This window comes from Virgibacillus dokdonensis (assembly GCF_900166595.1).
GTDB lineage: Bacteria > Bacillota > Bacilli > Bacillales > Amphibacillaceae > Virgibacillus > Virgibacillus dokdonensis.
Genome location: NZ_LT745763.1, coordinates 2,965,140 through 2,981,914, shown reverse-complemented (window position 1 = coordinate 2,981,914; position 16,775 = coordinate 2,965,140). Strand labels below are relative to the sequence as shown.

Sequence of the window (16,775 nt, the reverse complement as noted above, 5' to 3'; positions counted from 1 at the left end):
GTGGCAGGATTCCTAAATCTTTCGTTGATTCGTTCCCGTCGCTCTATTACTAAACGAGCGCTTGCGCCTTTGTTCCGTACATATGACGAATCATTGCATCTATGAAGCTTGAAGTTAGTTTCGGTAGAAATGCTCTTAATGAGCCATTTACCATTTTTCCAGCCAACCCTTTTGCATGGAGTGTAAGAGAAAAAGTAAAATTGGTTTCTCTATCACTAAGTTTATTGGCGCAAACGGTTCCATTCCCTGTTAGCATTTGGTTGCTGCTGGATAGTTGGAAAGAGATTTTTTCTGGTTCATTCCATTCGGTAATGACCACGGTTAATTGAACCGTTTTTTGGAACGATCCAACTTTTCCTTCACATATCCAGATAGATTTCTTTTGGTTCACCATTTTATGCTGTTCATATCCAGGAACCAGTGGTGCCCAGTTATTAAGGTCACTAATAAATGACCACATGTTATCAATATTTATCTTGATGTTCCTTTCGCAAATGGTGTTTGGCAATGCATAACTCCTCCTCATTGTAGTTTTACTATAATTCAAACGTACACCAAAAGATATATATGCAAAAAATAAGGGATTAGAAGTAACTATTTGGTCCGTTATATGTAAAAAATGCGACTAATTTTTGTGTAAATGATGTATTTACTTGTTTGGAAGTCATAAGCGATGTAGGATATAGTTGAAATGAAAAAAGTTAATGTCATCTTGAAAGCGCGTACTTTAAGAATGCTGTTAGATCAAGTATGTAAGACAAAAGATGATGATATTAGTCGTTAACGGCGCTATTTGCAACACCCATTACATACAAAAGGAGAGACAACAAAATGAGTATATTAGTATTAGGCGGTGCTGGTTATATAGGTTCTCATGCGGTATACCAATTAATGGATCAAGGAAAAGAAGTAATCGTAGTAGATAACTTAGAGACAGGTCATCAAGAGGCAATTCATCCGAAAGCTGTATTTTATAACGGAGATATTCGTGATATTCATTTTTTACGCACGGTTTTTGCTAAAGAATCCATTGAGGCTGTGATTCATTTTTCTGCCAATTCTTTGGTTGGTGAGTCGATGGAAAATCCATTGAAATATTTTGATAATAATGTGTATGGCACGCAAGTTTTACTACAAGTCATGACTGAATATAACGTGAAACATATCGTTTTTTCATCTACTGCCGCTACATATGGAGAGCCAGAAGCCGTTCCAATTACAGAAACAATGGCTACTCATCCAACTAATACGTACGGCGAAACAAAATTAACAATGGAAAAAATGATGAAATGGACTGAACAAGCACATGGAATAACATATGTATCGTTAAGGTATTTTAATGTTGCTGGAGCAAGAGAAACAGGCGAGATAGGGGAAGACCATCATCCAGAGACACATTTAATACCAATTGTGCTACAAACAGCGTTGGGACAACGAGACCATATAACCATTTTTGGAGATGATTATGCTACGGAAGATGGTACATGTATTCGTGATTATATTCACGTACAAGATTTAATTGATGCACATTTACTTGCATTAGATTACTTACAGCGCGGAGGAAAAAGCGATATATTCAATTTAGGAAGTAGCCAAGGGTTCTCGGTGAAAGAAATTATTGATACAGCTAGACAAGTAACTGGTAAGAAAATACCTGCCAAAATTGGGAAACGGCGTGCAGGCGATCCTAGTACACTAATTGCAAGTTCACATAAAGCGAAAGAGATATTAGGATGGAATCCAAAGCGCACCCTAATAACAAAAATTATAGAGGATGCCTGGAATTGGCACGTGGGAAATCCTGATGGATATCGTAAATAAATATAGGAATGTACTCTGAATGCGTAGTGTACTTGTCTTTGTTGGACAAGTACATTTTTTTGTAAGATAAGAAAATATAAAAAATAGATGCTTTGGGGCAAGGAAATAACAGAATAAGCCACGTCCGACTTAAGCGTCCAGCAACTAGGCGACTTCACTCCATTGCCCTAAGATAAGTCATCATCGGTTCGTACTAAATAGGAAGGCCGACTAAAGACGAGCTTGCCGGAGGGCACCTGCATACTCCTGTTGCAGGAACATGATTCCTAAAACTTTAGTTGATTCGTTCCACTATAGAAAAATTAAAGTATCACCCACGTTTTTCTAACTGTTCAATGACGCGTCATGGACAACGAATATAAAACGTAAAAACTGGTAAGTCTTTTGTTCTATATGAGCCATTTTGCTAGTTCTTTTATCTTATTTCACTGCAGAGAAAACAATATCTCTAAAAAATCTAACAACATTCTTATTGTGAAAGCGCTTCATTAAGGATAGGCTTAACTTAGTACTAGTACTAAAACATAGACATTTGGAGGAGGTTGCTATTTTGAGTAAAAGCTTGCAAAAAAGACTAGCCATTTTTCTTACTGTACTGATGCTCGTATCGACAGGAATAATAACAAGTATGTCTCCATCTCGTGTTGCGGCTGAAGAGTCTGATGCTAACTTAGATGTAAAGGATTCAAAAGTACAAGTGGAGAAGCAATCAAAAGCTGAAAAAAAATCAGAATCTGTCCATATTACTGATTCCAAACTGGAAGATGGCGATTTTGAAGTTTTACAAGGAGATGGGACGCTAAAGTATAACAACGATGGTTCCGTTACGTACGGTGTAACATCTCATGGAAAGAACAAAATTGTCTATCGTAACATGCCTAAAATAAAGAATGGAGTTTTTGAGGCGGATATTACAGCAGATTCGGATTTAAAGCGTTTTGGCTTTATTTACCGAGTTCAAGACAATTCTGCTTATACGTATGTTGGAACCGGAGATAGTAATAATCAGTATTTTGGGGAAATCTTTGGTCCGACAAATAAGTGGACTTCCATGACAAATAGTGTGGCGTTAGAGGCAAATAAAACTTATAAGCTTCGGGTTAAATTTATGGATGACACTGCAAGCCTATATATTAATGGTGACAAGATAGGTGCTTGGACACAAGCAGAAGGTGTTGATTCACCAGGGTTGCTCGGTTTGGAAAAGAGCCGAGGTGAAGCAAATATAAACATTTCGAATGTGAAAATAAAAGAATATGTACCACCAACACCACCAAGTAAAGATCCTATATTAGAAACGTTAAGCTCTGATTATATGGATGTAACCGTTGATCAAGTCTATCCTCGAGTAGTGGAATATGATGTAGACGGGAAAATGATGTATGGACAAGAAACGCCGGTATATGGATTAAAGGTGAATAACATGCTTTACTATCCAGAAGTGGCATTTGAAAAGGTAAATGATCAGGAAGCGATCTATTCATTACATGTAAAAGATGAATATGAAAATATAGACGTGCATGTGAAGCTTTCATTAAAAGTAGATGGCAACCAAGTCGTTTACCAAATACAGAAAGTAGATTCGAAAACAGATGTTCAAATAGAAACAATAGAATTTGTTGATTTAAATTTTATTTCGGTGCATGATGCGCAAAAAGGTGCCGAAGCCAAGCTTACTAATTTGAGCAGTGATGTTAAGAAGCCGGGAGATACTACTGTAAAAGTGGATGCTACGCTGAAGGATATCGGCGCAAAAAAAGGCTATTATACGGCATTTTTATCCACCAATGAACTTAGCGCAGGCGTATGGTCAAGCTCAGAAGTAAACGGTTATCGAAATCTTGTAGCAAGCCGTTATGAAAATGAAAACGGTAATAAAGTAATGGGAATTGGTTCAAATGCTTTATATTATCACCGTGATTTTATGAATCAGCCTGCTTCTAATACCCCTACCGTTAAAGTTGTTATTGCAGAAGATATAAATGACGATGGGCAAGTTGATTGGCAGGATGCAGCCATTGAATACCGAGATTTACTGCCAAAAGTAGAAGGTGCTGAGACGGTAAACAATACAGTAGGAACACGAATTGCTATGAACTTTGGCTCTCATGCGCAACAGCCCTTTTTGAAAACGCTTGATAATGTGAAAAAGGTTGCTTTAGCAACGGATGGACTAGGACAAGCAGTTCTCTTAAAAGGATACGCCAATGAAGGACATGATAGTGGACATCCAGATTATGGCGATGTTGGGGAACGTATTGGTGGTATAAAAGATATAAACGCATTAATTAGAGAAGGAAACAAATATAACGCAGAATTTGGTGTGCATATTAATGCTCAGGAAGCTTATCCGGAAGCAAAATCATTTAGTGAAGAATTAATAAATGGACCAGAAGCAAAAGGATGGGGTTGGTTAGATCAGTCTTACACCATCGATAAGTTAAAAGATTTATATACTGGTTCGCGTGCGAAACGCTTGGATGAACTGAAGGCAAATGTACCAAATTTAGATTTTATTTATTTAGATGTATGGTATCAAGATCAATGGGAATCTAATCGTGTAGCAGAGCAATTTGCTGATCGAGGCTGGAGAATGACAACGGAATTTGGCACAGCTATTGCTAATTATTCCACATGGCAGCATTGGGCTACTGATAAAAATTATGGTGGACCAACTGATAAAGGGATTAATTCGGAAGTGCTTCGTTTTATTAGCAATCACCAAAGAGACTCATGGGTGCTGAATTGGCCGGAAGCTGGTGGCACAGCAGATCATCCATTGCTTGGTGGATTTGAGTTAGCTGGATTTGAAGGCTGGCAATCCGATAAAAACTTTGACCAATTTATAAACATGACTTTTGACACCAACGTACCAACGAAATTTTTACAAAAATATTATGTTATGAATTGGGAAACGATGGACGGTGACCCTACTAAAACGAATCTAGAGAAAGAAATTACTTTAAAGGACCCTAGTAATGGTGATGTAGTAAAAGTTACAAGAAAAGACAATTCTAGAGAGCGAGTAATTACGCTTAACGACAAAGTTGTTTTAGATGGCGACACCTATTTATTGCCATGGGTTGAACAAGATTTTGAAACACCGACACCTGATGCAAAAAAATTGTATCATTGGAATTTAGAGGGCGGTAAAACGACTTGGGAATTACCAGATGAATTTAAAAATGCATCGAAGGTATACGTGTATAAATTAACCGATCAAGGTAGATCCAAAAAACAAAAGATAAACGTTAAAAATAATCAGATCACCTTAAACGCTCAACCAGCTACACCATACGTTATTGAAGCGAAGCAAACGAAAGGCGTGCAAGTAAAAGAATGGAGTGAAAACTCCCACGTTATTGATACAGGCTTCAATGCTGGAACTTTGAAAACGAAGCATACAAAGGTTTCTGGCGATAAAAAATCGGTTCATGTGAAACGAACAGATCAAACAGGTAGTGAACGGAATTTAAGCAGTGGCGATTACTATTTGCAATTTACAAATCCAACCAAAGACTCTAAAGTAACGAAGAAAATTAGTAATTTAGAGCCAGAAAAAGATTATGTTGCAGAAGTTTACGTAGAAAATAATAGTGATGCAAAAGCGAGTATTCAAATCGAAGGCAGTAAGCAGAAAAATGTAGAGAATTATACGTATCGAAGCTTGCAAAAAAATTATGTGAAAGCAGATTCTCATGCAACTAATGACGGATATAATAGTAAGATGCAACGTATGCAAGTAGCATTTACAGCGAAAAAATCATCTGCTAAATTAATTTTAAAACGTGAATCTGGAGAAGGGATTACGAAATTTGATGATATTCGTATCGTACAAAAAAGCTTAAGTAACCACGCTTCTGAAGCTGTATTTGAACAAGATTTTGAATCTGTTGTGCAAGGTATCTATCCGTTCGTTGTTGGTAATACAGAAGGCGTAGAAGATAACCGCGTTCATTTATCTCAGCTTCATGCCCCGTACACACAAAAAGGTTGGGCAGGCAAAAAAGTAGTCGATGATGTAATAGCTGGAAATTGGTCGCTGAAAGTAAATACAGGTAATAAAGGTCTCGTTTATCGTACTATACCTCAACATTTCCATTTTGAAGCGGGGAAAACGTATAAAGTAACGTTTGATTATCAAACAACAGCCGACTCTTATCGATTTATCTCTGGTAATAAGGCGATTGATGTTCGTGACATTAATAAAGCGGAAGGGATTCAAATAAATGAAAAACTTTCGTCAGCAGTTGACACGAAAACGGCAACCTTTACGGTAAAAGGGTCAGAAAATTACCAAACGTATATTGGTATTTTTAATGACGGTACATCATTAAATGGCGGTACTGGTAAAGGTACATTTATGCTAGATAATTTACGAATTGAAACCGTAGAAGATTAGAGACAAATGAAGTAGTTATGCATACGCATACTAAAACTAAGAATACTGTATAAGTCGAAGAAAATATGTACTTATATAATATCACTATAATGAACCGCATGAAATGAAAGTTTTAGAAGAAACTTGTTTTCATGCGGTTTTTCTCTTTATCTCCAGATATATGCATAATTAGCATGGGATTTATATTATAGTCAAAGTGTGAGGTAACATCACCTAAATGACCTTTTTTCGTCAGAGGCCTTCAGGTCATACCCTTGATTCCTAGCAATCAGTGGGATGTGTAAGCACCCCTACACAAATTGTATGAACTTTATCTTTACAAATCTTAGTTATGAATTCGCTCTCATTTCCTTCCGGTATTTAGAAGGCGTTTGCTTTGCTAAGCGCTTGAATGCTTGTGTGAAAAAAGATTGGGATGAAAAACCAGTAAAAGCAGCGATGTGCGCAATAGAGTAATCGGTTGTTTCGAGCATGAGCTTTGCTTCTTTAATTCGGACTCTGTTTAAATACTCAATTGGTGATATACCCATATCTTTTTTAAATGTATGTGCTAAATAATATTTATTAATATGGCCGATCTCAGCTAATTTATTTAAGTTTAAGTCATCACGGTAGTTTTGATTTATATAGTACATGACAAAGGCAGAAGCTTTATTAATATTTGGTGACTCCGTTTGATTGATGGTAAGCTTTTTGTCTCTTTGTAACTTGATAATCATTATCTCGATAATGTTTTGACAAATTAATTCATGTCCTTCTTTATGCTCCTGTATTTCCTCTAATATTCGGTTCAAGTAGAAAAGAATGTTAGTTCGATCTACTTGAAAACGGTATAAGCTAGAGTGTGAGTCTTTATTATCCGCTTGGCTGAAAAACAATCCCTCTATCCCTAAAGCAATATATTCAAGGGAATCATCCCAATTAGACTTTTCTGTATGTTCCACATTCGGATTAATAATGACTAAATCATTTTCTTTAATGGGAACTTCTCGGTCAGCAAGTATAAATGAGCCTTTACCTTTGACAATATAGAATAATTCGGAAAAATGATGGGTGTGTTGCGTGCTATGCCAGCCTTTATCATATTCGGAATGAGTAATATATAGAAGTTTGAACGGTGGCTTTTCATGCTTTGCACCTTTCATTTGGTACACCTCATAGGACATTTACTATAACCTCTTTTCTATCATCTATAAGCTCGTGAAGTGGTAAACAAGTATATGTTACTATTGAACTACACTTTATTTGTTTTTTATATAGAAAATCTACTACATTTTTATATCTAACTAGGAGTGGGTGCATGCAAAGGAGGTAGTTTCATTGTATACATGATAGACTTTATAGTTTAAGCATAACGACCGCTTTCGCCAAAAGAATTCTAATTACGGATATTTTCATATTATGCATCTATACGTACTATTTTATAGGGGGCTTTTGCAAAAAGCAATAAACCTAAAAAAGTAGACAAGATGTTTATTGTGAAAGCGTTTTAACCATTGTAGTATAAGGGTAAGCAAGAAAACAATTAAAACAGGGGGCTTCAATAATGAAAAAAATGAAGTTTTTATTAACTGTTTCTATCATTCTCGTTATTTTTACTTTAGCAGCATGTTCCAATGGAGAAGAGAAGGAAGAAAAATCAGCAGATAAAGAAGGTAGCGGCGAGAAAACAACATTAAAAGTAGCTGCATTAGAATCTGCATATGGTACGGAAATGTGGGAAAATGTTGTGAAGTCTTACGAAGAAGTAAATCCAGATGTAGAGGTTGATCTGCAAATGGAAAAGAACTTGGAAGAAGTTGTACGACCAAATATGCAAGCCGGGGATTACCCAGATGTGTTATTACTAGCTACAAACAGAGAAGAAGCTTTAACGGAAACCTTGATTAAAGAAGATGGTGTAGAAAACATTACAGATGTTTTTGATATGCAAGTACCTGGAGAAGAAACAAAAGTAAATGAAAAACTTTTAGAAGGTTTTACAGATACACTAGCTACTAACCCATACGCTGATGGAGAAACTTATTTAGCGCCAATGTTCTACAGTCCAACTGGCTTATTCTACAATGCAGGTTTATTTGAAGAAAAAGGTTGGGAAGTGCCGAAAACTTGGGATGAGATGTGGGAATTAGGAGATAAAGCAAAAGAAGAAGGTATTTCATTATTTACGTATCCAACGAGCAACTACTTTGATACGTTACTTGGATCCATGCTATATGCTGCAGGTGGAGCAGATTTCTACAGCTCTGCTATGACCTATGAAGATGGCATTTGGGAATCCGAGGAAGCAACTAAAGCATTAGAAACCGTCGAAAAACTAGCAGACTATGTACATCCGAATACAGTAGCAAATGCTAATCCAAATGATTTTACGAAAAACCAGCAATTAGTCTTAGATAATAAAGCTTTATTTATGCCAAATGGTAACTGGGTTGTCGATGAAATGAAGGAAGCACCACGTGCTGAAAACTTTGCTTGGGGTATGACTTCTATCCCTGCCTTTGAAGATGATGGTGACCGTTATGCATTTACTTTCTTCGAGCAAATTTGGATTCCAAAAGATGCAAAGAATAAAGATGTAGCGAAAGATTTTATTGCGTATATGTATTCAGACGAAGCAGCAGATACATTCTTAGAAGCAGGAGCAGTACAGCCAATTGAAGGTATTACCGAACAATTAGATGGCCAAAAACAAACTTTCTATAGTATTTATGACGAGGAAGGTGTGCTGCCAGCTATGGGAACTTTTGCTTCTACAAAACCAGTTCCTGGGGCGAATATGGGTGATACTTTATACGGAAGTATTGATAGTGTCATTAGTGGCGATATGACATTTAAAGAATGGCAAGAGAAAATAGAAGAAGTAAGTGATAAGCTTAGACCAGCTTTAAATTAATCATATCCAATGGACGTTAGAAAGATTTTCGTTCGTTCCAAATCTATTCGCTCAGTCTTTAACAAATAATTGGATGAATCAATAAATGGATTTACAGGGCAGCCTCCTCTGCATGCATGTTATTTTAGGAAGAACAGCATTTTAGGAACTGGCTGCCTTCCATGAATATACAAGTCAGGGCAAGATAATTACAATGAAATGTTAATAAACATACCTATAAATGGCTTTTGACATTTCTAAGAAGCGTTTGAATGAAATTCATGTTACATGATGGTTTTGTATTGGAGAGAGGTGAGAAAATGAGCAAAACGAGGTCACGTAATCTATTTATTGGCTTATGCGTTTCGCCAGCTTTGATTTTATTAATGGTCTTTATGTTTATGCCAACATTCGAGGTGTTTCGGATGTCGCTTTACCGTTGGGGTGGTTTTTCTAACACGCAACAGTTCGTTGGCTTAGATAATTTTAAGCTACTTTGGAATGATATGACGTTTATTCGTTCTTTTCAAAATTCCATCTTCTTAATCGTTGTCGTCGCGATTGTTACATTTTCGTTTGCCGTCTTTTTTGCGGCAATTTTAACGAAAGAAAACGTAAAGGGTGGAAATTTCTTTCGGATTATTTTCTACATCCCAAATATTTTATCCATTGTTGTTATTGCGGGGATATTTTCAGCCGTTTATGACCCTTCAAGTGGTCTATTAAATAGCATTCTAGGTATATTCAGCTTAGAGAATCTACAACAAATGTGGTTGGGGGATCAAAAGGTCGTTATTTATAGTTTGGCTGCAGCTCTTATATGGCAGGCCATTGGTTATTATATGGTGATGTATATGTCAAGTATGGCAGGTATCCCACCAAGTTTTTATGAAGCAGCTTCTTTAGAAGGGGCAAGTAAACTAAAACAGTTTACGAGTATTACATTACCTCTAGTATGGAATAACATTCGTACAACGCTAACCTTCTTTATTATAAGTACGATTAATTTGAGCTTTTTATTAGTAAAAGCGATGACAGGCGGAGGACCTGATGGGTCAACAGAAGTATTTCTTTCTTACATGTATGATCAAGCGTATGGAAACTCTACCTTCGGCTACGGAATGGCTATTGGGGTTATTGTGTTTCTGTTCTCCTTCTTATTAGCAGCGATTGTTAGCAGGATAACAAAGCGCGATGTATTGGAGTATTAAAGGAGGTTTGAGTCTCTAATGAAAAATTCTGAGAAATTGAGTTTAGACGGTTTAATGCGATTATTTATTTATGTGGCGTTAATCACATTAGCGGTTTCCATTATTGTACCTGTCGCATGGGTGTTTTTAGCATCAATCAAGCAAAATAAAGAGTTTTATGGAAGCCCTTGGGCACTTCCGGATGGTATTCATTTAGCTAACTTTGTAGAAGCGTTCCAAGAAGCGCAGATGGGTGAATATCTATTAAACTCTGTACTTGTTACAGCGATGGCTTTAATCATTTTATTAGTTGTAGCACTGCCAGCGGCATACGTATTGTCTAGATTTGAATTTAGAGGAAATCGTTTCATTAATGGCATGGTAAAAGCAGGCTTGTTCATTAATGTTAGTTATATTGCAGTGCCGATTTTCCTAATGCTCTTAGATTGGGATACAGGTTTAAGAACAATTGTAGGAAGTGAGCTTTTACTGAATAATCGATTTATGTTGGCGCTCATTTATGCTTCAACAGCTTTACCATTTACGATTTATTTATTATCAAGTTATTTTAAAACATTACCTTCTGATTTTGAAGAAGCAGCAAGTATAGATGGTGCAGGGTACTATAGGACAATGTTTTCGGTCATGTTTCCTATGGCGGCACCGAGTATCGTGATTGTTATCTTATTTAATTTCTTATTATTTTGGAATGAGTATATATTAGCGCTAACGCTAATGCCGGCAGAAAATCAAACGTTGCCAGTTGGATTGTTGAATTTAATGGCTGCAGAACGTTCAGCAGTGAATTACGGACCGATGTATGCAGGTATGGTAATCGTCATGCTTCCTACATTAATTCTATATATTTTGGTTCAAAAACGTTTAACACAAGGAATGACAGTTGGTGGAGTGAAAGGTTAGGTGTGAGAGATGAAAAAAACAACAGGAAGAGTTACATTACCAAGTCAGCAACATTTTTTACAAGAGACGAAGGAATTGATGGAGCGCTGGGGTGCAGATGCACTGCGAGATAGCGATGGAACGAAGTTGGATGATGAGATCAAACAATTAGATGCGAAAATTTATACGACGTATTTTGTGGCTCGAAATCATAATGATTTTGCTAAACAGCATCCAGAGGAAATGCAGCAACTATATTTAATGTCGCCCTATTATACAGCAACAGAAACCACGTTGGAAATTCCGTTTTTAAAGGGTTATTTTGAGGAACAAATAACGCCGGATTATATTCATGATCCAAAGCGTTGGTGGGAAGTAATCGACCGAACAACAGGTGAGGTTGTTTCACCAGACTATTGGCAAGTAGATGAAGCAACGAATTGTGTAACGATGAAACAAGTTGAACAGTGGCATGAATATACGGTTTCTTTTTTAGCATATATGAAATGGGATCCGACGCAAATGTATAATCATATAACAAATGATTGGGGAGATACACCACATGATATCCCGTTTGATGTCCGTCAACCTCATTCTAACCAGTATGTAAAAGCATATTTACAACAATGGTTAAAGGAAAATCCAGATACAGACGTTGTTCGCTTTACGACCTTTTTCTATCATTTCACACTCATTTTTAATGATTTAGGTAAGGAGAAGTTTGTGGATTGGTTTGGCTACGGTGCGAGTGTTTCCGTTGCAGCACTTGAAGCGTTTGAAAAAGAGAAAGGCTACCGTTTAAGGCCAGAAGATATTGTGAACAAAGGCTATTACAACACGACTTTTCGTATTCCTTCACAAGCGTATTTAGATTATATTGATTTTATTCAGCAGTTCGTTGCAAAGGAAGTGAAGGAATTAGTTGATATCGTTCATGAGCATGATAAAGAAGCGATGATGTTTTTAGGCGATAATTGGATTGGAACAGAACCTTATGGTAGTTATTTTCCATCTGTCGGCATGGACGCCGTTGTTGGTAGCGTTGGTGATGGAACGACGTTACGAATTATTTCTGATATTCCAGGTGTGAAATATACGGAAGGAAGATTTTTACCTTATTTCTTTCCTGACACATTCTATGAAGGCAATGATCCGGTTATTGAAGCAAACGAAAATTGGTTAACAGCAAGAAGAGCGTTAATGCGCAAACCTTTAGATAGAATTGGTTATGGCGGTTATTTAAGTTTAGCATATAAGTTTCCTAAATTTGTTGATTACGTGGAGAAGGTTACAAATGAATTTCGAGAAATTTATGATAATATTCACGGAATTCAACCGTATACAGGTCTAAAAGTAGCCGTTTTAAATGCATGGGGGAAATTGCGAACATGGCAAACGCATATTGTTGCCCACGGAAAATGGTATAAAAAAGCGTATTCTTATCATGGTGTATTAGAAGCATTAAGTGGATCAGCAGTGGACGTATCTTTTATTAGTTTTGACGATGTAATCGCAAAAGGGGTACCAGAAGATATAGATGTGATTATTAATGTAGGTGATGCAGGGACTGCGTTTTCTGGCGGCGAGAAATGGAAAAATCCTCAATTAATTTCCATTCTTCGTAAATGGATATATGAGGGGGGCGGTTTCGTTGGTATAGGAGAACCAACTGCTTATCATCATGAAGGGCGCTATTTTCAGCTTGCTAATGTTTTTGGATTAGATAAAGAATTAGGCTTTAGCTTATCGACGAATAAATATTTTACAGAAGTAATCGAGAATCATTTTATTGCTGAAGATATGACTGCATTTGATTTTGGTGAAAGCATGGAGTATATCTTTGCATTAAACGAGGCGACAGAAATTATCGAATATTCTAATGATGGTGTTCATCTTGCTAGCTCCGGTTTTGGAAAGGGGAGAGCCGTATATATCGCAGGTTTACCGTATAGTCATGAGAATACGAGATTATTATTACGTGCCATGTATTATGCAGCTCATAAAGAAGAAGAAATGAGAAAATGGTTTGCTTCAAATGTGCACTGTGAAGTACATGCATACCCAGAAGTGAAAAAATATGCCATTATTAATAACTCTACCGAAAAACAAGTTACCAATGTTTATGATGGCGATGGAAACAAACGTCAAGTTGAGTTAGAAGCAAGCGAAATCATATGGGAGGACTACACATGAAGGATAAAATTTTTGTAGTTGTCAAGGTTGTTTTCTTTCTATTTTGTCTGTTTCTCATATTTTATGGACAACAAACCGTTGGCAAATTTGAACTATTTCTTCAACTTATTGGCTTAACAGGTCTTTTATTTTTACTATGGAACTATAATCGGAAATTTGTATAAAGGAGTAGTGCAGTCTTTACTCTGTGTGCGGAAGATTAAAAAAGCAGGCTTCGTTCTTGGACTATAGAAAATATAAAAATTTTAAGGTTTATAGTATAAGCAAAACGACGGCTTTTGCCATAAGAATTGGCGATATCTAAGTTTATCTATAAAGAGTAACTTAAGCCATGTGTTGTAAAGGTGAGGATAAGGATGAAATACAGCATTGGGATTGACATTGGCGGAACAAAAGTGGCGGCAGGAATTGTAAATGAATATGGCAATTTAATTCAACAGGTAAAAGTGAGCAGTGATCCTACAAATAAGGAAACGATGTTTGCTAAAGTTGTGCAATGTGTAGAACAGCTGCTAGACCATTCTAGTATTCCAAAACATGAAATATATGGCATTGGCGCAGGTGTCCCGGGGAAGGTAGATCGTGAGCGAGGGATTGCTGTTTATCAGAATAATTTACCCTGGGATAACTTTCCATTTATGGAACGACTCCAAAAAGCAATCGGTATTGACAAAATTGCCATTGATAATGATGTGTATATGGCTGCGTTTGCAGAGTGGAAAAAAGCGGAAATGGCTAATCAAGAATTGCTTGTTTATATCACAATTAGTACTGGTATTTCCTGTTCTATTATTCAAGATGGTGAATTTATTCGTGGTGCTGGTTTTGCTGGGGAATTAGGTTTAATTCCAGTTTATTCTAAATTAAACAGCGAAGCCTTACAAAGATTGGAAAATGCTGCTTCAGGACCAGCAATGCAACTACAGGCAAGAAAGATATATGCAGATGATCAGGTCATAACGAAAGATATTTTTGCTAACTATTTGACAGGTGATGAAGAAGCACAGCAGTTGATAGAAGAAATGGTATTTGTTCTAACACAGGGTGTCTATACTGTCAGTAGTTTGTTAGATCCAAATAAAATTGTTTTTGGAGGAAGTGTAGTTACCCATAATCCTTGGTTATTAGAGCTAATCAAAGTAAAACTCCAAACGTATTTGCTTGCTGAACAAATCCATATCCTAGAAAATATGGAGATTAGTAAGCTGAACAATCACCAAGGCATTATTGGTGCAGGGTTAAGAGCGTGTGTGCTTTCCTAGTTGGATGTTATGTGAAATTGTAGAATATGGACCTTAAAGGAGTGATGAAGGATGGTGTATCCCTATTTAGCAGGACTTATTGAAAAAGCAGGTACCACAGAAATGATTGCACAAGCTGACAAAGTATATGCTAGGAACCAAATTATGAATGTCTTGCAATTAGAGGCATATCCAGATGGAGTAGTACCAGCAAGAGATACTTCCATCCCAAATTTAGTAGAGCATTTGATTGAATATGCATTGGAGCATGAAATTATTCGCAACGTTTTAAGTGAAAAAGAAATACTGACGGCTCATATCATGAATTGTCTTATCGCGCGCCCTTCAGAAATTAACCAGACATTTTATGAAAAGTATAAGCAATCACCAATAGAAGCTACGAATTACTTTTATGCTTTATCAAAAAATAGTAACTATATTCAAATGAATCGAATTGCGAAAAACATAAGCTATAAGGTGGACACGGCTTATGGGACGATGGATATTACGATTAATTTATCCAAACCGGAAAAAGATCCAGAGCAAATGAAGCTAGAGCGGGAAAATGTTAAAAATGTGACGTATCCGAAATGTCTATTATGTATAGAGAATGAAGGCTATGCTGGGCGAATAGATCATCCAGCTCGGGCAAATCACCGCATGATAAGAGTACCTTTACATGACGAGATGTGGTTTTTTCAATATTCTCCGTACGTATATTATAATGAGCATAGTATATTACTAGCTGGAGAACATCGGAATATGAAAATCGATCAGCAAACATTCAAACGGCTCTTAGCATTTATAGATATATTCCCGCATTATTTTATTGGCTCCAATGCAGATTTACCAATCGTTGGTGGATCTATCTTAAGTCATGATCATTATCAGGCAGGGAAGTATGAATTTGCTATGATGAATGCGAAAGAAGCATTTTCCTTTTCGTGGAGAAAGTATCCAAGATTGCATTGTGCTGTCCTACATTGGCCATTATCCGTTATTCGTTTAGTGGGAAGCAATAGTACTGATTTAGTAGAAGCAGCAGATGACATTTTAGCCTCATGGAAAGATTATTCGGATGAATCAGCGGATATTCAAGCTTTTACGGAGCAAACGCCGCATAATACCATTACGCCAATTGCTAGAAAACGTAAGGACAAATATGAATTAGATCTTGTCTTGCGGAATAACCGAACGACAGAACAGTATCCTCAAGGTATTTTTCATCCGCATGCAGATGTACATCATATTAAAAAAGAAAATATTGGATTAATAGAAGTGATGGGCTTAGCTGTATTGCCAGCCCGTTTGAAGCAAGAATTAGCTGAAATAGAGAGCTATTTATTACATGGACAGCAGCAAGTAGCGGAGCATCATAGCGTTTGGGCAGACAACTTAAAAAAGCAGTATCCAGATGTACAAACTACAGAAGAAGCAAGAGAAATTGTGCGTAAAGAAGTCGGTAATACGTTCGTACGTATTTTACAAGATGCAGGAGTGTTTAAAGACAATCAATCTTTTCATCGATTTCTGCAAGTGTTTATTAATGAATAAAAGAAATAAATAATAGTATAGATTAAAGGCACTCCATGGGGTGCTTTTTTGCACTATAAGAAAGTATAAAAGTGTAAAGGTTTATAGTATAAGAAAAACTTGACTTATCGCATAATATTTGTCGACAATTCATGTTTTCTACATAACAAAAAATATAGCGTTTATAGAAGAAAACGATATTTGCATTTGTCCCATCCAGGCTTGGCGATTAGTGAGGTTTTATAAGGGGGAATGCTAAAATTTTGATGAAATATGAAACTGTGCCTAGTACCTCTTCGTACTTTATTTAAAAGGGAGGGATTATTGTTACAATGGGTTTTAGAAATAGCAAGTTTCATTGTCATCATATGCCTTTTATATAAACGAATAAACGATATAGAAGATATATCCCTTATGCATGTGGTATATATTGTTTTGGCATTTATCATTATTTCAGTTCTATCTGCTATTATTTTTTATTATCCTGGTAGTTGGCTTATGAATAAGATTAGTAATAGCTTCTTACGTATCGTTACGGCGTATGCGATCGTTATTATTGTCATTTCAATTGGACGTTGGTTATGGACGAAAACATTTGCTAAAAATCGTTGATAGGGGGT

At 36.5% G+C, this 16,775-nt stretch carries 12 protein-coding genes; 10 read left to right on the top strand and 2 right to left on the bottom strand.

Annotated elements, in window-relative coordinates:
• Nucleotides 1-49: 49 nt before the first annotated feature.
• Complete coding sequence (locus B2C77_RS15535; protein ID WP_077705661.1) at nucleotides 50-508, bottom strand: SRPBCC family protein; 459 nt, start codon at nucleotides 506-508, stop codon at nucleotides 50-52.
• Between the two features lie 323 nt (nucleotides 509-831).
• On the opposite strand from B2C77_RS15535, the gene galE reads away from it, so the two are divergent.
• Together galE and B2C77_RS15525 are read left to right on the top strand one after the other, a co-directional pair.
• A complete protein-coding gene (gene galE, locus B2C77_RS15530; RefSeq protein ID WP_077705658.1) occupies nucleotides 832-1,821 on the top strand; it encodes a UDP-glucose 4-epimerase GalE in 990 nt (329 codons plus the stop codon).
• A gap of 598 nt (nucleotides 1,822-2,419) precedes the next feature.
• On the top strand, nucleotides 2,420-6,223 hold the full coding sequence (locus tag B2C77_RS15525) for an endo-alpha-N-acetylgalactosaminidase family protein (RefSeq protein WP_077706941.1): 3,804 nt from the start codon (nucleotides 2,420-2,422) through the stop codon (nucleotides 6,221-6,223).
• A 329-nt stretch (nucleotides 6,224-6,552) separates the two neighbouring features.
• Here the strand turns inward: B2C77_RS15525 and B2C77_RS15520 are convergent, their stop codons facing one another.
• Complete coding sequence (locus B2C77_RS15520) at nucleotides 6,553-7,389, bottom strand: AraC family transcriptional regulator (protein WP_077705656.1); 837 nt, start codon at nucleotides 7,387-7,389, stop codon at nucleotides 6,553-6,555.
• Between the two features lie 380 nt (nucleotides 7,390-7,769).
• Between B2C77_RS15520 and B2C77_RS15515 the strand changes: the two genes are divergently transcribed.
• From B2C77_RS15515 to B2C77_RS15485, 8 genes are all read left to right on the top strand, one after another.
• Nucleotides 7,770-9,119, top strand: coding sequence for a carbohydrate ABC transporter substrate-binding protein (locus B2C77_RS15515; RefSeq protein WP_077705653.1), 1,350 nt, complete (start codon nucleotides 7,770-7,772; stop codon nucleotides 9,117-9,119).
• 299 nt (nucleotides 9,120-9,418) lie between these two features.
• Nucleotides 9,419-10,309: a carbohydrate ABC transporter permease gene (locus B2C77_RS15510; protein WP_077706940.1), complete on the top strand. Its 891-nt coding sequence runs from the start codon at nucleotides 9,419-9,421 to the stop codon at nucleotides 10,307-10,309.
• An 18-nt stretch (nucleotides 10,310-10,327) separates the two neighbouring features.
• Nucleotides 10,328-11,209 (top strand): carbohydrate ABC transporter permease, encoded by an 882-nt coding sequence (locus B2C77_RS15505; RefSeq protein ID WP_077705650.1) that lies wholly within the window; start codon nucleotides 10,328-10,330, stop codon nucleotides 11,207-11,209.
• A gap of 9 nt (nucleotides 11,210-11,218) precedes the next feature.
• Entirely contained in the window at nucleotides 11,219-13,381 is a 2,163-nt protein-coding gene (gene gnpA / locus B2C77_RS15500; protein WP_077705647.1) for a 1,3-beta-galactosyl-N-acetylhexosamine phosphorylase, read from the top strand.
• Nucleotides 13,378-13,545: a DUF6903 family protein gene (locus tag B2C77_RS21760; RefSeq protein WP_162985856.1), complete on the top strand. Its 168-nt coding sequence runs from the start codon at nucleotides 13,378-13,380 to the stop codon at nucleotides 13,543-13,545. The genes gnpA and B2C77_RS21760 overlap by 4 nt, the downstream gene beginning before the upstream one ends.
• Before the next feature lie 192 nt (nucleotides 13,546-13,737).
• Nucleotides 13,738-14,643 carry an ROK family protein gene (locus tag B2C77_RS15495; protein WP_077705644.1) on the top strand — a complete coding sequence of 302 codons (906 nt, stop codon included), beginning with the start codon at nucleotides 13,738-13,740 and terminating at the stop codon, nucleotides 14,641-14,643.
• Nucleotides 14,644-14,694: 51 nt separating this feature from the next.
• The gene (gene galT / locus B2C77_RS15490) at nucleotides 14,695-16,176 is read left to right on the top strand and encodes a UDP-glucose--hexose-1-phosphate uridylyltransferase (protein WP_077705641.1); all 1,482 of its coding nucleotides are present in this window, start codon (nucleotides 14,695-14,697) and stop codon (nucleotides 16,174-16,176) included.
• Nucleotides 16,177-16,479: 303 nt separating this feature from the next.
• Nucleotides 16,480-16,767 (top strand): hypothetical protein, encoded by a 288-nt coding sequence (locus B2C77_RS15485; RefSeq protein WP_077705638.1) that lies wholly within the window; start codon nucleotides 16,480-16,482, stop codon nucleotides 16,765-16,767.
• Nucleotides 16,768-16,775: the final 8 nt, after the last annotated feature.